Raw genomic sequence first — 18,156 nt, 5'->3', positions numbered from 1 at the left:
CCGGTGTTTTGGCGGTGGTGCGCGCCAAGGACTGTCTCTTCAGCAGCAACTGTGCTGGTGAAAAACCTTTGAGTGGCGCTGCAAAAGCCCGCCCAATCCGGCAGCGCTGGGAAAAGAGTGTGGTAAGTTGCAACAGCGGCTCTGCCGCACCACCCTTTGCCAACCATCACGAGGAATTTTGTACCCATGCCACATGACGTCAGCCTGATTGCCACCATTGCCGCCGCTTTTGGGCTGGCGTTGTTATTCGGGCTGGTCGCTGCACGTTTAAAAATGCCACCGCTGGTGGGGTATCTGCTGGCGGGCATCATGGTCGGGCCGGCCACACCGGGTTTTGTGGCCGATGTGGGCCTGGCCGGGCAGCTGGCCGAAATCGGCGTCATGCTGCTGATGTTTGGGGTCGGCCTGCACTTTTCCCTGGATGATCTGATGGCGGTGAAACGCATCGCGGTGCCCGGTGCCATCGTTCAGATTGCGGTGGCCACCCTGCTGGGCATGGCCACCGCGTCCCTGTGGGGCTGGGGTCTGGGCGCGTCGGTGGTGTTTGGTCTGTGTTTGTCGGTGGCCAGCACGGTGGTGTTGCTGCGTGCCCTGGAGGCCAGGGGCATCCTGAAATCAATTAACGGGCAGATTGCGGTGGGTTGGCTGGTGGTGGAGGATCTGGTGATGGTGCTGGTCCTGGTGCTGCTGCCCGCACTGGCTGGTCTGTTGGCCGAACCGGGCGATACCGCAGCCGTTGGCACATCCTCGGGTGCCATCTGGACCACCGTGGGCATCACCCTGGCCAAGGTCAGCAGCTTTGTGGTGCTGATGCTGGTGGTCGGGCGTCGCGTGTTGCCCAAGCTGTTGTGGGCCGTGGCCAAGACCGGGTCGCAGGAATTGTTCACCTTGTGTGTGGTTGCCATCGCTGTGGGTGTGGCTTTTGGTGCGGCCAAGCTGTTTGATGTGTCGTTTGCCTTGGGGGCGTTTTTTGCCGGCATGATGATGCGCGAGTCGGAGTTCAGCCACCGCGCGGCGCAGGAATCGTTGCCGCTGCGCGACGCGTTTGCGGTGCTGTTTTTTGTCTCGGTCGGCATGTTGTTTGACCCGAGTGTGATCTTGGGCCAACCGTTCAAACTGCTGGTGGTGGTGGCCATCATCATGGTCGGGAAAACCGTGGCCGCCGTCGGCCTGGCGTTGCTGTTCCGGTACCCGCTCAATACCGCCTTGACGGTGGGCGCCAGCCTGGCGCAGATTGGTGAGTTCTCCTTCATCTTGGCCGGGCTCGGCGTGGCGCTGGGCCTGTTGCCCACAGAGGGCCAAAGCCTGGTGCTGGCGGGTGCCCTGATCTCGATTGCGGCCAACTCGGCGGTGTTTGCGGTCATCGAACCCGTGCGCGCCTGGATTCTGCAGCGCTCAGAGTTGGCCCGTCGCATGGAGCAGCGCGAAGACCCGCTGGCCGAGTTGCCTGTGGCCACCCCCAGAGCGGTGTTGACCGGGCAAGTGGTGCTGGTGGGTTATGGCCGTGTCGGTCGGCGCATTGCGGAGGACCTGCGGGCGCACCAGGTGCCGTTTGTGGTGGCCGAGCAAAACCGAGACCTGGTGGACAGCTTGCGCGCTGACGGGGTTCATGCCGTCAGCGGTGATGCCTTGGCACCTGATGTGCTGATCCAGGCCCATGTGGCCGAGGCGGCGATGCTGGTCATCGCCATCCCGGACTCGGTGCAGGCGCGCAAGATGGTCGAGATCGCCACCACCCTCAACCCCGGCATCGTGGTGGTGCTGCGCAGTCACAACGAGGAAGAGGCCAGCCTGCTGCGCCAGGACAGCCTGGGCACGGTGTTTCTGGGTGAGCAGGAGCTGGCACGCGGCATGAGTGCACACATCCTGCAGCAATTCAACGCTGCCCCAGCTGCCGCTGCCTGAGGCCCGTCCCCCAGGGGGCTGGGTTGTCGGGCAGTCTGGGTCAGGCTTTTTTGCGGGTGGTGGCACGTCGCCGCAGCACGGCTGGGGTGACGGCCGGGTCCGGCAAGATCTGGCGGATCACGTTTTCACACTCAGCCTGGGTCAGGTAGCGCGGCACCGGGTAGTTGGTTTCGGCTTCGTGGCAGGCGGCGCTGGCCAGCGCAGGGATGTCTTTCTTGCGCAGCGCCGCCAGTGTGGGCGGAATGCCCAGTTGGGTGTTCAAGGCATCGATGGCATCCAGAAACTTAAGGGCCAAGGCGGCTTCACTCTCGCCTGCGGCGCCCAGCTTGGCCCGCAGTGCCAAGGTGGCCAGCTGTGGCTGGATCGCCGGGCTCAAAAAGCGCAGCACATGCGGCAGCACAATGGCATTGGCCAGGCCGTGCGGGGTGTGGTAGAGGCCACCCAACTGGTGGGCGATGGCGTGGACATAACCCACATTGGCCCGGGTGAAGGCCTGACCGGCATCGTTGGCGGCGAGCGCCATTTTTTCGCGGGCGGCCAGGTCCTGGCCGTTGGCGAAGGCGACCGGCAGGGCCTCAAAAATTTTGCTGACGGCGGACAGCGCCATCTGCTTGGTGAAGCGTGTGCCCCAGCGGCCAATGTAGGCTTCGATGGCATGGGTCAGCGCATCCATGCCGGTGGCAGCGGTGATGTCGGGTGGCAGGCCCAGCATCAGGCTGGGATCCAGTGCCGCCATGCGCGGCACGATGCGGGTGTCGGCAATCACCAGTTTGCTGTGGGTGTCGGGGTCCGAGATGACGGCCGCCACCGTGACCTCGGAGCCGGTGCCTGCGGTGGTGGGCACCGCGTAAATGGGCGCCGGTGCGCGCAGCCCCTTGAAGTAGCCCGCCAGTTGCACCGGGTGTTTGTTGTTGGCCGCCGCCAGTGCGATGGCTTTGCCCGCGTCGATGGCCGAGCCGCCGCCAAAGGCCAGAACCGCGTCACAGCCCTGGCTTTTGAACAGCGCCACCCCTTGTTCAATCAGCGCCACTGGTGCGTCGGGCAACATCTTGTCGAACACCACATAGGCCAAACCACCGGCTTTGAGCGCCTGCAACATCGGCAACATCAGGCCCAGTTTGGCGATCACCGGGTCGGTCACAATCAACACCCGTTGGTGATCAAAGTCACAGATGGCCTGCCCCAAGCGTGCGCTGGCCCCCGGGCCGACCAATAATGTCGGCTGGGGAATCGGCAGCAAGCGTGTGGCCACGCCAACTGCGCGCATCAGCGTCGATAAACCCGCAGAACGCAGTCCACTTGTCAGTAAATTCGCCAACATTGCGCTTACCCTTCTTCATAGAATGAAACACCCACCCGCGCCATCACAGGCGGCATGATGCACTGCGTGCCATCGTCCGTGTAGTTGTGGCTCTCCAAACCAGCATTGAGTGATGTTCTTCTATGAAAACAGTGATTGGTATCAGCCTTGGGTCCAGCGCCCGAAACTTCGAGTTCAGCACCCGTTTTCTGGGTGAGTCCTTGCGTGTCCAGCGCCTGGGCACCGACGGCAGCCTGGCCAAGGCCAGCAAGCTGGTGAAAACCTGGGACAAACGTGCCGATGCCATTGGTCTGGGGGTGCTCAAAGACAGCTACAAGGCGGGCAGCCACCGCTTTGTTGACAAAGACAGCGCCAAACTCAAATCGGTGGCGCACAAAGCGCCCGCCACCATGGGTGGGCCGCTGGGTGACATCCTGCAAGAGTGGGCATTGCGCCACACCCAGGTGGCACTGGGCCACTATTTCAACAACGCGCGGGTGCTGTTTTTCTCGGGCCTGAAAAACTACAAACTCGCGATGTCGATGGCCGAGTACACCAGCAACCTGCAGTTTGCCGACCCGCTGACCCAGCTGGCGGTGCCCAAACTGCTGACCAGCCTGCAGGCGCTGCAGCTGTATGCCAGCGGCGCCCATTACGTCAAAGACTGGTCGCTGCCTTCGGCCTTGTCCAGTGGACCTGTCAAGGAGTGGACACGCTTTTTGCTGCGCAAGGCCATGCAAAAGGCCAGTGTCATCGTCGCGCCGGTGCACGAACTCGACGAATTTGGTCTGGAAGAGCTGGCGGGCAAAACCATCATCACCTCCACTGTGAGCGACGAGCGCCTGGCGAGTTTTGCCGCCAAGGGGGTGCACCTGGTGATCGACGGTGCACCGGTGTTGCACGGCCACAGCCTGGGGCCGGACCTGCTCGACGCCATGATCTGTGCCGCCAGCGGCAAGGCGCCCGAAGACATTCTGGAAGACGATTACCTGGAGATCATCACCGGCCTGCAGCTGGAGCCGCGCATTCTGTATCCCAATGGCTTCAAGCGTGTGAACCGTTTTGCCTTTGTGATTCACCCGCTGTCTCAAGAGTATTTCAAGAAGGTCAAACCGATCGACCTGCTGTCGCAGGTGTCGCCCCCAGTGATGATGAACTCGCTGGAAAAAATCATGGCCTATGCACCGCCGTTTGTCTATTCCCATGTGAGTGGCGTCCAGTCGCCCACCGGGGTCGAGGCCGAGGGCTGGCTGATCTCGGTGGGAGGCACGCCCAGGGAGATCATGCGCCACAGCCCCGAGTTCACCTACCGCCGCCTGCTCGACGCCGCCGCCACCGCGCAGCGCCTGGGTGCGCAGATCATGGGCCTGGGTGCCTTCACCAAGGTGGTGGGGGATGCCGGGGTGACGGTGGCCAAACGCTCGCCGCTGCCGATCACCACCGGCAACAGCTACAGCGCCTCAGGTGCCTTGTGGGCCGCGCATGACGCACTGATGCGCCTGAACCTGCTGCCCAAGCCGCGTGGCAAGGCGCGTATCCCATTCAAGGCCATGGTGGTGGGCGCCACCGGCGCCATTGGCTCGGTGTGTGCACGCCTGATCGCCAAGGTGGCACAAGAGGTGTATCTGGTGTCGCCCGAGACCGCAAAGCTGCTGGCGCTGAAGGAGTCCATCCTGCGTGAAACGCCAGACGCGCAGCTGTTTCTGTCCGCCAAGGCCGACAAGGACATCGCCGAGATGGACATGATCGTCACCGCCACCTCGGGGGCTGGCAAAAAGGTGCTCGACATCATGCAGGTCAAACCGGGTTGCGTGATCACCGACGTGGCGCGTCCGCTGGACCTGCCCGCCAGCGAGGTGGCCAAACGCCCCGATGTGCTGGTGATCGAGTCGGGTGAGATCCTGCTGCCCGGTGAGCACATCCGCATGAAAAACATCGGCCTGCCCAAGGGTGTGGCCTACGCTTGCTTGGCCGAGACGATTGTGCTGGCGCTCGAAGGCCGCTTCGAGAACTTCACCGTCGGTCGCGCCATCGAGTGGGAGAAGGTGCGTGAGATCTACAAGCTGGGCCTCAAACACGGCATGAAGCTGGCCGCCATCAGCGGTGTCAACGGGCCGTTCAGCGACGAAGACATTGCCCAGGTGCGCAAGCTGGCGCTGGCAGCACGCAAAAAAGGCCAAGTCAGTCGAACCAAATTGCCTAAAGTCGCTCCGACAGAGATCAGAAAGCGCCCTCGCGCACCCAGAAGGTTGACAGTTGATGCCACACAGCAAGTTTGAATCTAAGGCGCTGGCCGTTCCCAGCGGCCGTCTGTCGCGCCTGGCCCGTTTTGGCGGCATGGCCTCCAACATCGCCGGGGGCATGTTGCTCGACGGTGCGCGCCAGCTGGCCCAGGGCAAGCGCCCCTCGGTGAGTGATCTGTTGCTGACCCCGGCCAACGCCATCAAGGTCACCCACCAGCTGGCCCAGTTGCGTGGTGCGGCGATGAAGGTCGGGCAACTGCTGTCGATGGACGCAGGTGACATGCTGCCGCCTGAGCTGGCCGAGATTCTGGGGCGCCTGCGCTCCGAGGGGCACCACATGCCACAAAGCCAGCTCAACGCCGCACTCAACGCCCACTGGGGCAGCGGCTGGCAACAACGTTTTGAAACTTTTTTATTCCAACCCATCGCTGCTGCGTCCATCGGCCAGGTGCACCGCGCCACCACCAAAGACGGGCGCGAGTTGGCGATCAAGATCCAATACCCCGGCGTGCGCCGCAGCATCGACAGCGACGTGGACAACGTGGCCTCACTGATGCGCCTCTCAGGTGTGTTGCCCAAGACGCTCAACATCGCGCCGATGTTGGCGGAGGCCAAGCGCCAGCTGCATCAGGAGGCCGATTACCAACGCGAAGGCCAGTACCTGCAGCGTTTTGCCGAGCTGCTGGCCGACTCGCCTGAGTTCCTGGTGCCCAAGTTACACGCCGACTTCACCACCCAGAGTGTTCTGGCAATGGATTTTGTGGACGGTGTGCCGATCGAGTCGCTGGTGGACGCGCCGCAGGAAGAGCGTGACCGCCTCATGACGCTGCTGATCGGCCTGCTGTTTCGCGAGCTGTTCGAGTTTGCGCTGATGCAGACGGACCCCAACTTTGCCAACTACCGCTACAACACCTCTACCCGGCAACTGATCCTGCTCGACTTTGGCGCCACCCGCGTCTTTCCGCCAGAAATGGCGCCAGCCTACCGCCAACTGATGCAAGCTGGCCTGGCCGGTGACCGCGCTGGCGCACGCCAGGCCATGATCAACATCGGTTTTTTTGACGAACAGGCGCTGCAACGCCATCAAGACGCGGTGATCAACATCTTTGAGCTGTCGCTGGAGCCGCTACTCCAAACCGGCGACTACGACTTTGGCAACACCGACGTGGCGCTACGTCTGCGTGACGCTGGCATGGCCATTGGTGAACAGCGTGATTTTTGGCACATCCCGCCAATGGACACGCTGTTTTTGCAGCGCAAGTTTGGCGGCGTCTACATGCTGGCCAGCCGTCTCAAGGCGCGTGTGAACGTGCGTGCGCTGATGGAACAGTACCTGTCCACCAGCGCCGCTTGATGATCCTATTTATATAGCTATCAGCCCTTGTATTTATTGGGCTAGAGGCATATTTGCCCCTTTGTTGGCCACCGACAGCAGAGGCTTGTCTGTGCTGCTGTGTTTGGCCGCAGACGCGGTGCCAAACTGGATGTCCCCCGAGAGTTGGCCGCCTTCTTCCACCACCAGCATGCCGTAGCGGATCTTGCCGGTGACACGACCGGTGGCGTAGACCACCAGCTTTTGCCGCACTGTCAAGTCGCCATCAAACTGGCCATGGATCTCGGCCAGGTCGATCTCGGCCGAGCCCTTGAACGCACCCTGCTCGGCGATCTCCATCAGCCGCGAGTCCATCGTGGCCTCGACCAGACCCTCGACAAACAAGGTGTCGCAGTCGGTGATCTCCACGCCTTTGAGCTTGATGTTGGGCCCCACCGTGAGTTTGCTGCCGATGCTGCTGGGGGCGGCTCCGGCATCGCCCGCAGGCGGGGTGACGGCGCCGCGCTGGCTGATGTGGGTGCTGTTGCTGCGGCCTGCGTCCTGGCTGACCTGTGTGCTGACCGTTGGGCTTTTGCTGGCCACCTGTGGCAGCGGCACCACATGCCGGTCGGTGGTGGCTTCGGACTCGCGTTTGTTGAAAAAGTGGGGTGATATGGCCATAAGAGCTCCTTGAAAACCTCAGCTTAAAGCCGCCTGCCGCAGAAGTCGCCACCCGTTTTGCAAGTGTTGTAACAGGAGGGACGCGTCAGACAGGCCCCTGGCTGTGTGGGGCAACGCACAGCCAACCAGCAGACCTGGCCCTAGAGTCACAGGCCTCTGTCTGCCTGTTTGTGGGCAGCCACCCGCCCCAAACCATGAAACATCAGCCACACCAACTTACATTTTTGAACCCGCTGTCCAGCCATCCGGGCCGACTGCCTTCGGTGCCCGGTCCGGGCGGGCGAACGCTGAGGTCGCTGATTCGCCACCCGGCGGTGCTGCCAGGTGTGGCGGTGCTGGTGGCGGCTGGTCTGCTGCTGGTCTACCACACGGTGGTGACCCAGGCGGTGAACCAGAGTGTGCTGCAGCAAAAGGCGCGTTCCGCACAGGCCCAGGCGCTCTGGCGCTGCCAACAGCTGCCGGGCGTGTCGGCGCGTCAGGCCTGCTTGCGCGAGCTGGCTGCGCCGCTGCCCAGCGGAACCTAGCGTTTAGGGTGTCGGACTCACCGTGGTGCTCTGGCGCAGAAGGCCGCCGGCCTGTGACTCTTTGGTGATATTCCCCTGACCTCGGATGCGTTCCTCGCAGGCTGCGCGGTCGTCACTGTTTTTGTGAACCGCGCAGCGTTGCAGCGCGTTGCTGGCGTAATCGCTCGTGTTGTTGCCCAGGTCCCCGCGCCTGGCTTGTGCCATGGCGGCACCTGCTTCACGGCGGCAGGTGGCCGGGTCCTGGTAGGACTGGCCACTGGCGCACGCGGCCATGTCCTGCTGGTAACGCTCTTGCGCCTGTGCCAGGGCATTGGGCTGGGCTGCCAGCGCTGCCGAGGTGCAGGCCAGCGTTGTGAATGCGGCGAAGGCATGGCGACGCCAGGAAACAAACGTGAAGGTCATGGTCAGGCTTTCGTTCAGTGGATGAATCGGACTGACGATACGCGGCAGCGCAGTGGCTGTCGGTGCGGTGAGACACACCCGGGCGCCGCCTAATTCCTAGATTCGTTGCGTCTTTTCTGCCGTCGTTAACATGGTCTGGCCATTGTGGAATCGGCCTTGGCGCTGCGTCCAAATGTTTCTTTTTTTCAAACCAGGAGTTGCCATGCCCACTGCTTTTGACATGTCTTGGCGCCCAGCGACCGCCATGCTGGTGTTGATCATCGCTTCTTTGGCCATGCCCTCGGTGGCTCAGGCCAAACGTCTGTTTGGCGGTGTGAAACCGATGCCGCGCAACAGCGTCACCAAAGCCCCGACGCCGCCAGCCGCACCTGTGGCACCGGCTGCGACCCAGGCTCCGGCAACGACCGTGGCACCTGCCAAACGCAGCCCTGGCGTACTGGGCACGGTCGGGGCTGTGGCGGTGGGCGCCGCCGCTGGCACCATGGCTGGCACTGCCTTGGCGGGTGGCAAGTCGTCCGATGAAGACCGCCAGGCCAAAGAGGCTCAGGCACTGGCCGCAGAAAAAGAGGCCCATGAATTGCAACGCCAGGCCGACGCAGCCAAGCACCGCGCTGAGGCGGCGCGTGCCGCCGTCAACTGATCTGGACCCGTGGTCGCCAGAGTCCAGGCGAGACTTGGGCGGCAGTGAAGCGTTTGCCGCCCTCTTCGTGGTGGCTTGTCTGATGGCCGTCGAGAGCTTACTGAGCTATAAAATTAATATCTATCATCCCTTATTTCAAAAGGGCTAGAGGCCAATTTTCCTTATAAACCCAGCGTCTGCCAGATCGGGTCCACCTTGGCTGAGACTTCCGGGCTCTTGGTCAGTGGCTGACCCCATTCCCGAGTTGTCTCCCCAGGCCACTCACGGGGGAGGTCACGCTGAGGCAATCGATACCCTGTCTGCAGCTTAACCACCAAACGCGAACTTGCGACCAGCTGGTGATCGGCTTGGTGGTGGGTGTTCAACGCACCTCCAGCAGGGTCGGAAGCCGTTCAAGCAGACGGTCAATCGTCACCCGCAGGCGCAGTGGCATCACCCGCGCCTGCGGCCAGATGGCGGTGAGCTCGTAACCGTAGGGCTGTGGTTCGTCAAACACCCTGACCAATGCGCCGCTGTTCAGCAAAGGCGTGGCCAGCCAGGTCGGTACGCGCACCAAGCCCAGTCCAGCCACACCGGCATCGGCCACCACTTCCAGACTGTCGCAGGCAAAACGGCTGCGCACCTCAAACGGCACAACGCGCCCACTTGCATCGGTGAACAGCCAGGGTTTGAGACTGCCGTCGCGCGCATAAGCCACATAACTGTGTTGGTCGCGCTGTGCCAACAGCTCATCAAGATTGGCCGGGTGTGGGTGGCTGGCCAGGTAGGCTGGCGCGGCATAGACCCCCATCCATTGGCGGCACAGTGGTCGCGCCGCCAGCGAGGCGCTGTTTTCCAGCGGGCCACTGCGCAAGGCCAGGTCGATGTGTTCTTCGAGCAGGTCCAAACGGCGGTCGGTGAATGAAATCTCAAAGGACAGGCCGGGATGTTCGCGGCCCAGCGCCAGCAGCAGCGGGGCCACACAGCGGCGGCCCAACAGCTCGGGCATCGACAAGCGCAGCTTGCCAACCGGTGCGTTGCGCCCAGCCTCCAGCGCGCTACCGGCTTCATCGAGCTCGGCCAGCGCACGGCGGCAGCGCTCGTAGTAGAGCTGCCCTTCTTCGGTCAGGCGCTGGCTGCGTGTGGTGCGGTGGAACAGACGCACACCAAGGCGCGCCTCCAGCCGGGCGATGGCCTTGCCTACTGCTGAGCGACTGAGCTGCAGACGTGTGCCCGCAGCGGCAAAACTGTTTGCCTCAACGGTGGCGACAAAGGTGGCAATGCCTTGTAAACGTTCACTCATTGGTAACTTTATATCTACATTGATGGGAATGAATGATGCCACACGGGATTAATAGGCGACAGTAGCATAAGACTTCAGCGACTTATCACCAAGGATGTCTCATGACAACGTCTACTTCCCAACGATGGCAACTCAGCGCCTTCGGGGCGCAACACCTGCGCTACGTCGAAACCACCTTGCCACCCCTCGCACCCCATCAAGTGCTGGTGCAGGTCGAGGCGGTGTCACTCAACTACCGCGATCTGATGCTGGTGGACAACCACTACGGCATGGCCCCCACGTTGCCGTTCACGCCGGGCTCGGACATGGCTGGCACCGTGCTCGACGTAGGTGCCGGGGTCACCCGCTGGCGCGGTGGCGAGCGGGTGATCAGCACTTTTGTCGCAGGCTGGCTGGACGGTGCCGCACCCCCTGACGCGGTGGCGCTGGGTGGCCCCGGCCCGGGCATGCTGGCGTCCCACGTGGTGCTGGACGCGCAGTGGCTGGCCGCTGCACCAAGCACACTCAACGCCGCTGCCGCCAGCACCTTGCCCTGCGCCGCGCTGACCGCCTGGGTTGGTTTGGTGGACAACGGCAAGCTGCGCGCAGGCCAGACGTTGCTGATCCATGGCACCGGCGGTGTCGCCTTGTTCGGGCTACAGCTGGCGCTGTTGCACGGGGCTCAAGTGATGGTGGTCTCGGGTGACGCCGACAAACGGGCGCGAGCCTTGGCGCTGGGTGCCAGCCATGTGCTGGAGCGCAGCAGCGACTGGCCCGCTGCGGTGTTGGCCTTGACCCAGGGCCGTGGTGCCGATCTGGTGCTGGAGACTGTCGGTGGCGCCAACCTGGCGCGTTCGTTACAAGCCCTGGCCATGGGTGGGCATGTGGCCTTTATTGGGGTGCTGGACGGCGGCGAGATCAGCGCGTCCGGCTTCGATCTGATCCGCCGCCGTGCAGTGGTGCAGGGTGTGAGTGTGGGCCACCGGCAGGCGCTGGAGCAACTGGTGCGAGCTGTGGATGCCAACAGACTGCAACCGGTGATCGCTGCCGAATACCCGGCAGCAGAACTACCGGCGGCCCTGAATCATCTGGCGCGTGGCCCGTTTGGCAAGGTGGTGCTGAGGTTTGCTTAAGCCGCCCACTCAGCAGGTTTTGGTCTGCTGAGTGGATTGCTTCCTGCTGCTTGGGAGCGTGGTTGGTCTCAATGCATTGTTATGTATTTAATAGCTATATGCCCTTATTAAATAAGGGCTAGAGCCCAATTTTCCTTATAAGCCCAGCGTCTGCCAGATCTGATCCACCTTGGCTGTGACTTCGGGGCTCATGGTCAGGGGCTGGCCCCATTCCCGAGTTGTCTCCCCGGGCCATTTGTTGGTGGCGTCAATGCCCATCTTGCTGCCCAGGCCGCTTACCGGTGAGGCAAAGTCCAGGTAGTCGATGGGTGTGTTGTCCACCAGCATGGTGTCGCGGGTTGGGTCGACGCGGGTGGTGATGGCCCAGATCACGTCGGTCCAGGCGCGCGGGTTCACGTCTTCGTCCACCACCACAATGAATTTTGTGTACATGAACTGGCGCAAAAAGCTCCAGATGCCAAACATCACGCGCCGTGCGTGGCCGGGGTAGGCCTTTTTGATGCTGACCACCGCCATGCGGTAACTGCAGCCTTCGGGTGGCAGGTAGAAGTCGGTGATTTCGGGGTACTGGCGTTGCAGCAGCGGCACAAAAACCTCGTTCAAAGCTAGCGCCAGCATGGCGGGCTCGTCCGGTGGTTTACCGGTGTAGGTGGAGTGGTAAATCGGGTCATGGCGCAGGGTGATGCGGTCGATGGTGAACACCGGAAAGTAGTCCTGCTCGTTGTAATACCCGGTGTGGTCACCAAACGGGCCTTCCAGCGCGTGTTCGAAACCACTTTTGTGGCTGGCGTCGGGGTAGATGTGGCCCTCCAACACGATCTCGGCCGAGGCTGGCACACGCAGGTCGCTACCCAGCGCCTTGACCAGTTCGGTGCGGCTGCCGCGTAACAGCCCGGCAAACTGGTACTCGCTCAAGCTGTCTGGCACCGGTGTGACCGCGCCGAGGATGGTGGCCGGATCGGTGCCCAGCGCCACACACACCGGGTAAGGCTGACCCGGGTTTTGTTTGGCGTGGTCCCGAAAATCTAGCGCGCCACCCCGATGGGCGAGCCAGCGCATGATGACCTTGTTGGGGGCAATCACCTGCTGGCGGTAGACGCCCAGGTTTTGCCGGGTTTTGTGCGGGCCGCGGGTGATGACCAGGCCCCAGGTGATCAGGGGGGCGACGTCACCGGGCCAGCAGTGCTGCACTGGCAGCCTGGCCAGATCCACATCTTTACCCTCCCACACCACGTCCTGACATGGTGCGCTGCGTTGTTCCTTGGGCGCCATGCTCCACAGGGTCTTGACCAGGTTGCCCATGCCCATCAGCTCCTTGAAGCCTTTGGGTGCTTCAGGTTCCTTGAGTGTGGCCAGCACATGGCCAAACTGGCGCAGTTCAGCCATGTCTTTGACGCCCATGCCCAAAGCAACGCGGCGCGTGGTGCCAAACAGGTTGCCCAGCACTGGGATGGTGTGGCCGGTAGGGTTTTCGAACAACAAGGCCGGGCCGCCGGCTTGCAGGGTGCGGTCACACACTGCGGTCATTTCCAGGTGGGGCGACACCGGCACAGACACACGCTTTAGCTCACCCATCTGTTCGAGCTGGGTGATGAAGTCTCGGAGGTCGTGGTAAGCCATGGTGTCTGGGGAGGTTAAAAACGTCAGAGGGCAGACAGATGCTGCCCGGGGTTTACAGCCCGCTCCAGCGTGGGCTATTGGGTTGCGGCAGGCCCAGCAGATCGATCACCCGGCTGACGGTGTGGTCCACCAGCTCGGCGATGCTCTGGGGCTTGTTGTAGAAGGCCGGTACCGGCGGAAAGACGATGCCACCCATCTCGGTCACACTGGTCATGTTGCGCAAGTGGGCCAGATTCAAGGGAGTCTCGCGCACCATCAGGACCAGGCGGCGGCGCTCCTTGAGCATCACGTCGGCGGCGCGGGTGATCAGGTTGTCGGACAGGCCATGCGCCACCGCCGCCAAGGTGCGCATCGAACACGGCGCGATGACCATACCATCACACTGGAACGAGCCGCTGGCCAGTTGCCCGCCGATGTTACGCACCGGGTAAACCACGTCGGCCAAGGCTTCCACCTGCTCGCGGGGCAAGTCCAGCTCTTGTTGCAGATTGAGCCAGCCTGCGTCGGACACCACCAGATGGGTTTCTACACCACCCAGCTCGCGCAGCAGCTGCAGCAGGCGCACACCATAGACGGCACCGCTGGCACCGGAAATGGCCACCACAATGCGCTTGGGCGCCGGGCTCACGGCTTCGATCATCGGCTCAACGCGGCCGCAGAGCCGCCAGACGGGCCATCAAATGTTCACGCGCTTGCGCCATCACATGGCGCGGGTGGAGTTTGGCTGCGTTGAACACCGGCAACTCAATCGCGTCGATGGTGTTCTTGACCAGCAGGCCCAACTCGGTGTCACCCTCCATGGCCAGTCGGCGGCTGAAAAACAGGGTGTCGGGGTCTTCCTGGCGGCGGGCCAGCAGCACAAAGTCATAGGCGCTGGCGCTGATGGTCAGGTCGGCCGGGCCGGTGCTTTTGGTGGCGGCAAAACGACCGTTCTTCCAGACAAAGTCAAAAGCCCATTGCGCGTCGGTGACACACAGGCGCAACTTCTTGCCAACCAGCATCTCGGTCACATCGGGCGCCAGCTGCTTGGCCAGCGCCAGATTCAGACCGGTGACAAACAACATCGAACCCGGCAAGGCGGGCAGGCGCCCCAAGGCTTGGCCGACCGGTTTGGGCAACACAAAAGGCGATGTTTGCATGGTGAAGTCCTTGGAAGTGTCAAAAAGGAGTCAGGCGCTAACCAGCGCAGGCGTCACCTGTTCCAGCCCGGGTTTGCCGTACCAGTAGCCGTTGCAGGATTTCTCGGGCATCAGGGTGTGCAGTTCGGCGTCTGCGTCTTGCGCTGTTTTCTGGCCAGCCATCACCGCAGCAAACAGCTCGATGATACGCAGCGTGTGTTGCGCTTGTGGGCTGATGCGAATCACATCCACACCGATGGCACGCAGGGCATTCACTTCAGGCAGCAGGTTGTACACACGGGCCGACTGGGTCTGGATGCCGTTGAGCACCAGGAATTCTTCACTCTCGCGGGTGCGCATCAGCAGGCCGTCGGGGTGCTCCATACATTTGAACTGGCAGTCGTCCTTGGGCAGGTTGGCGTGGCGCGCGGTGAAACAACGCGCCGAGAAGGCCAGCGGCATACGGCCATAGGCAAACACCTCGGTTTGTAAACCCGCCGGGCGGCCTTGCTGGATCAGCGCCAGATCATCACGCCCCATCTCCAGCGGCGGCACCCAGCGTTGCATGCCCAAGGGCGCCATCCACTCCAGGGTGGGCAGGTTGTAGATGTTGAGGTGGGGTCCACCCACAAATGGAACCTTGCCTTCCACACAATGCACGGCGCCCATGTCGTTGGCTTCGACCATGAACTCACCGTTGTCGGCAATCTTGTGCAACACGGTGACATCTGCGCCTGATTCGATCAGCACCTGGGTCGACAACACCACCTCTTTGCCCGCATCACGCAGTTTTTTGGCGATGTCGAGCCAGTCCGCCAATCGCAGCTCATGGCGGCGCGAACACACGGCTTCACCCAGGTAAACAATGTCCACCGGGCTGGTGGCGACTGATTCGTAAAACGCCAGCACCTGTTCGCGTGGCCAGTAATAAAGAAGAGGACCCAGTGCTAATTTCATAAAGCTATTTTTCTATATGGTGGCGGACGCTCGCAAAGCCGTCCTGGCTAGACGTGCCGCCGCAGGCAGTACGCGCTTGTACGACAAGGCGACGCAACGACGCTGGTGCGGCTTTGCGTGTGTCTTTCTCATTCACTTCCAGGGGCGGTGGTAAGCGCCGAGTGTGTGCTGCTGGCCCTCGGCCACTTTGTCCAGATCGCTGATCCAGATTGGTTTGGCGCTGTAGCGATGCGGGTTCTCATAACAGCTGTCAATCGCCTGGCGCCAGACCTTGGTGACCTGCGCCACATAAGCCGGGCTGCGTTGGCGGCCTTCGATCTTGAGGGCGCGCACCCCCATCTTCATCATTTGGGGTAACAAACTCAAGGTGTTGAGGCTGGTGGGCTCTTCGATGGCGTAATAGTTGTGGTCATCACCCACATCAAAACGGCCTTTGCACAGCGTCGGGTAGCCGGCGTTTTCACCCGGTGCATAACGGTCAATCAACACACCGTTCAAGCGTGACTCCCGGCCCTGGGGTGTTTCCACCCAGCGCACCGCTTTGGGGGGTGAACAGACGCCGTTGGTGTTGGGCGCCTCACCGGTGACGTAGCTGGACAAGGCACATCGGCCTTCGACCATCACGCACAGGCTGCCAAAACCAAAGACCTCGATCTCAATCGGCACCCGCTCCATGAGTTGTTCGACCTGTGTCAAAGACAACACGCGCGGCAACACCGCACGCGCGATGCCGAAATGCTGGTAATAAAAATCCACCGCTTCGTAATTGGTGGCCGAACCTTGCACCGACAAATGCAGCGGCAACTGCGGCTGGTGTTTGGCGGCGTAGGCCATCAACCCCGGGTCAGCCAGCAAAACGGCATCCACACCACTGTCGGCAGCCCGGTCAATCGCGCTGCGCCAGAGGTCTGCCTTGGCCGTCTGCGGGTAGGTGTTGAGTGCAACCAGAACCTTGCGACCCCGCTCATGGGCGTAGTGAATGCCCGCAGTGATGGCCGCAGCGTCAAAGTTCAGGCCGGCAAAATTGCGCGCGTTGGTGGCATCGCGAAAACCCAGATACACGCTGTCGGCACCGTTGTCGATGGCCGCTTTGAGGGCGGGCAGGCTCCCGGCAGGGCACAGCAGCTCCATCCGGTTCTGGGCAGGTGCCCCCGGCTTCAGATTCAGGGAAGAGTCAATAGCGGCATTCATAAGCTGAGGGGCAGCGCTGGAGCCAGCGCCGGTAAAGTCGAGCCGCCGAGGGTACCCAAGCGCCACACAGGCGCCAATGATGTAGGTCAACCAAGTCTTAAAAAGTCGCGCCAGCGCGTTGTGAATCCCAGGCAGATGGTCTGGGACAGCCTGGAGTGGCTTGAAAGTTCTGCCGTTGTTGATAGACTGCAGACTGGTTGGGGGGGTAGCTCAGTTGGGAGAGCGCTACGTTCGCAATGTAGAGGTCGTGAGTTCGATCCTCATCCTCTCCACCACCCGTGAAGGCCCTTGTAAGCTAAAGGTTTACAAGGGTTTTTTGTGATGATCTGGCGCTGTGTCAGATCTGCCCCAACTGAATGGGCTCCAGCACCCCAAGGGCTTGGGGCAAGCTGTTGGCTCCGAGCAAGTCTGCTGCGCTTGTCTGTCACCCAGTGTGCTGGCGCTACGATTGCGCCACGAGACAACGCGGCGGCGGCGCCTAGAAAACAACATCATGGACATACGTGGACTCAGATACTTCATTGTGACGGCGCAAGAGCGCAACATCAGCCGGGCGGCAGAGCGGCTGCACATGACGCAACCACCGCTTACCCGGCACATCCAGGCGCTCGAAGAGGAGCTCGGGGTCCAGCTCTTCACCCGCACCAGTTCAGGGGTTGAGCTGACTCAGGCCGGAGAGGCGCTGCTGGGGCATGCCCACAACATCAGCTCCCACGTTGAGCTGGCCACCGAACACATCCGGCGCGTTGCGTCTGGCCAAGAGGGGCGCATCGACATCGGCGTTTTTGGCTCCCCCATGCTCAATGCCATTCCTCGCATACTGGGGGCGTTTTCGCGCTCACGCCCCAAGGTCAATGTGGTGTTGCACAACGCGCCCAAAAAGCGGCAACTGGAAGCCCTGCTGCAGGGCCGCATCATGGTGGCTTTTGACCGCTATTTCCCTGAATCGCCCGAGCTGCAGTCGGAACTGGTGGGTGAAGAGCCTTTGTGGGTGGCGCTGAACCAGAGAAACCCGCTGGCGCTCAAAACCAGCATCAGCCTGGCCGACCTGGAGCATGAGCCGCTGATTGGTGAGCAAGACCAGAGCATCTTTTTTGCCAGTCCGGCCTTGTCGCAGCTGCAAAAGATCAACCCGCTCATCGTCCACAAAGCGGCGGACATGGTGTCTGCGGTGGTGATGGTGTCCGGGGGGTTTGGCAGCGCCCTGGTGCCGGAGTCGGTCCTCAACCTGAAGTTGCCCGAGGTGGTGTTCCTGCCTTTGGCCGAGGACAGTGCGTCAATGATTGGTTTGCATTGCATTTACCGCAAGGACGAGTCCTCACCCTTGCTGGCGGGTTTGCTGGCTTGTGTCCGGGATTACCGTCACCACTATGCTTCCGGCCTGGCAGGCGCCCCCAGCCCTTAGTGGCCAAGGTGTCAAGGCCAGCTTGTCACCCAGATCGGCCTGCCATGCTGTGGAGGTATCGCCCTATGCCCCAATAACATTGGACCGCATCCAAGGCTGAACCCTACAATTTTTTTCGAACAAGGGTCATGGAATAGCCCTTGCAACAACAGTGATGTTTCCTCACGCAGGACCAAGCCAGACCATGGCGTGGTTCGATCAAGGCTGCATCGCTGTACCCCAACCGTCAACAACCCAACCCATGTCAGCCACCATGCATCTGAACGAAAAAAGCCGAGCCAATTTGCCTGCCACGGTCAGCCAACCCACCTACGACCGCAGCCAGGTAGTTGGATCCATCGTGCATCTGGGCATAGGCGCCTTTCACCGCGCGCACCAAGCCATGTTCACCGAAGCCGTGCTGGCCTCGGGTGACTTGGCCTGGGGCATTGTGGGCGCTGGTGTCATCTCTGCGGATATGAAAA

General features: G+C 61.9%; 16 protein-coding genes, 1 tRNA gene and 1 pseudogene. 9 read left to right on the top strand and 9 right to left on the bottom strand.

What is annotated here, in order from left to right; genetic code table 11:
- The first annotated feature begins 186 nt into the window (after positions 1-186).
- Positions 187-1,905: a YbaL family putative K(+) efflux transporter gene (gene ybaL, locus FDG13_RS05735; RefSeq protein ID WP_180125861.1), complete on the top strand. Its 1,719-nt coding sequence runs from the start codon at positions 187-189 to the stop codon at positions 1,903-1,905.
- A gap of 40 nt (positions 1,906-1,945) precedes the next feature.
- Here ybaL and FDG13_RS05730 read toward each other — a convergent pair whose 3' ends face one another.
- Complete coding sequence (locus FDG13_RS05730; RefSeq protein WP_180125860.1) at positions 1,946-3,226, bottom strand: iron-containing alcohol dehydrogenase; 1,281 nt, start codon at positions 3,224-3,226, stop codon at positions 1,946-1,948.
- Between the two features lie 122 nt (positions 3,227-3,348).
- Here FDG13_RS05730 and FDG13_RS05725 point away from each other — a divergent pair, with 122 nt between their 5' ends.
- Positions 3,349-5,484: a dehydrogenase gene (locus tag FDG13_RS05725; RefSeq protein ID WP_180125859.1), complete on the top strand. Its 2,136-nt coding sequence runs from the start codon at positions 3,349-3,351 to the stop codon at positions 5,482-5,484.
- Entirely contained in the window at positions 5,465-6,802 is a 1,338-nt protein-coding gene (locus FDG13_RS05720; RefSeq protein ID WP_180125858.1) for an AarF/ABC1/UbiB kinase family protein, read from the top strand. The genes FDG13_RS05725 and FDG13_RS05720 overlap by 20 nt, the downstream gene beginning before the upstream one ends.
- 33 nt (positions 6,803-6,835) lie before the next feature.
- On the opposite strand, the gene FDG13_RS05715 is transcribed toward FDG13_RS05720, so the two are convergent.
- Positions 6,836-7,441 (bottom strand): polymer-forming cytoskeletal protein, encoded by a 606-nt coding sequence (locus tag FDG13_RS05715; RefSeq protein ID WP_180125857.1) that lies wholly within the window; start codon positions 7,439-7,441, stop codon positions 6,836-6,838.
- Between the two features lie 194 nt (positions 7,442-7,635).
- Between FDG13_RS05715 and FDG13_RS05710 the strand changes: the two genes are divergently transcribed.
- Positions 7,636-7,965, top strand: coding sequence for a hypothetical protein (locus FDG13_RS05710; protein WP_180125856.1), 330 nt, complete (start codon positions 7,636-7,638; stop codon positions 7,963-7,965).
- A 3-nt stretch (positions 7,966-7,968) separates the two neighbouring features.
- Here the strand turns inward: FDG13_RS05710 and FDG13_RS05705 are convergent, their stop codons facing one another.
- Entirely contained in the window at positions 7,969-8,367 is a 399-nt protein-coding gene (locus FDG13_RS05705; RefSeq protein ID WP_180125855.1) for a hypothetical protein, read from the bottom strand.
- Between the two features lie 202 nt (positions 8,368-8,569).
- On the opposite strand from FDG13_RS05705, the gene FDG13_RS05700 reads away from it, so the two are divergent.
- Entirely contained in the window at positions 8,570-9,007 is a 438-nt protein-coding gene (locus FDG13_RS05700; RefSeq protein ID WP_180125854.1) for an ABC transporter substrate-binding protein, read from the top strand.
- A gap of 361 nt (positions 9,008-9,368) precedes the next feature.
- Here FDG13_RS05700 and FDG13_RS05695 read toward each other — a convergent pair whose 3' ends face one another.
- The gene (locus FDG13_RS05695; RefSeq protein WP_180125853.1) at positions 9,369-10,289 is read right to left on the bottom strand and encodes a LysR family transcriptional regulator; all 921 of its coding nucleotides are present in this window, start codon (positions 10,287-10,289) and stop codon (positions 9,369-9,371) included.
- 101 nt (positions 10,290-10,390) lie between these two features.
- Between FDG13_RS05695 and FDG13_RS05690 the strand changes: the two genes are divergently transcribed.
- Positions 10,391-11,401 carry an NAD(P)-dependent alcohol dehydrogenase gene (locus FDG13_RS05690; RefSeq protein WP_180125852.1) on the top strand — a complete coding sequence of 337 codons (1,011 nt, stop codon included), beginning with the start codon at positions 10,391-10,393 and terminating at the stop codon, positions 11,399-11,401.
- Positions 11,402-11,536: 135 nt separating this feature from the next.
- On the opposite strand, the gene ubiD is transcribed toward FDG13_RS05690, so the two are convergent.
- The 5 genes from ubiD to FDG13_RS05665 form a co-directional block, all read right to left on the bottom strand.
- Positions 11,537-13,021 (bottom strand): 4-hydroxy-3-polyprenylbenzoate decarboxylase, encoded by a 1,485-nt coding sequence (gene ubiD / locus FDG13_RS05685; protein ID WP_180125851.1) that lies wholly within the window; start codon positions 13,019-13,021, stop codon positions 11,537-11,539.
- A gap of 52 nt (positions 13,022-13,073) precedes the next feature.
- Complete coding sequence (locus tag FDG13_RS05680) at positions 13,074-13,661, bottom strand: UbiX family flavin prenyltransferase (RefSeq protein WP_180125850.1); 588 nt, start codon at positions 13,659-13,661, stop codon at positions 13,074-13,076.
- Positions 13,662-13,665: 4 nt separating this feature from the next.
- Positions 13,666-14,160 (bottom strand): SCP2 domain-containing protein, encoded by a 495-nt coding sequence (locus FDG13_RS05675; RefSeq protein WP_180125849.1) that lies wholly within the window; start codon positions 14,158-14,160, stop codon positions 13,666-13,668.
- Positions 14,161-14,190: 30 nt separating this feature from the next.
- Entirely contained in the window at positions 14,191-15,096 is a 906-nt protein-coding gene (locus FDG13_RS05670) for a U32 family peptidase (RefSeq protein WP_180125848.1), read from the bottom strand.
- 132 nt (positions 15,097-15,228) lie between these two features.
- A complete protein-coding gene (locus FDG13_RS05665; protein ID WP_180126144.1) occupies positions 15,229-16,227 on the bottom strand; it encodes a peptidase U32 family protein in 999 nt (332 codons plus the stop codon).
- Positions 16,228-16,486: 259 nt separating this feature from the next.
- On the opposite strand from FDG13_RS05665, the gene FDG13_RS05660 reads away from it, so the two are divergent.
- The 3 genes and pseudogenes from FDG13_RS05660 to FDG13_RS05650 form a co-directional block, all read left to right on the top strand.
- Positions 16,487-16,562, top strand: a tRNA-Ala gene (locus tag FDG13_RS05660).
- 218 nt (positions 16,563-16,780) lie between these two features.
- Positions 16,781-17,692, top strand: coding sequence for a LysR family transcriptional regulator (locus FDG13_RS05655; protein ID WP_180125847.1), 912 nt, complete (start codon positions 16,781-16,783; stop codon positions 17,690-17,692).
- 241 nt (positions 17,693-17,933) lie between these two features.
- Positions 17,934-18,156: pseudogene (locus tag FDG13_RS05650) on the top strand (mannitol dehydrogenase family protein); the annotation flags it as partial.

Source organism: Rhodoferax sp. BLA1 (assembly GCF_013416775.1).
GTDB lineage: Bacteria > Pseudomonadota > Gammaproteobacteria > Burkholderiales > Burkholderiaceae_C > Rhodoferax.
Note: the sequence above shows the minus strand (reverse complement) of the source record. Positions and strands in the feature narration are given on the sequence as shown.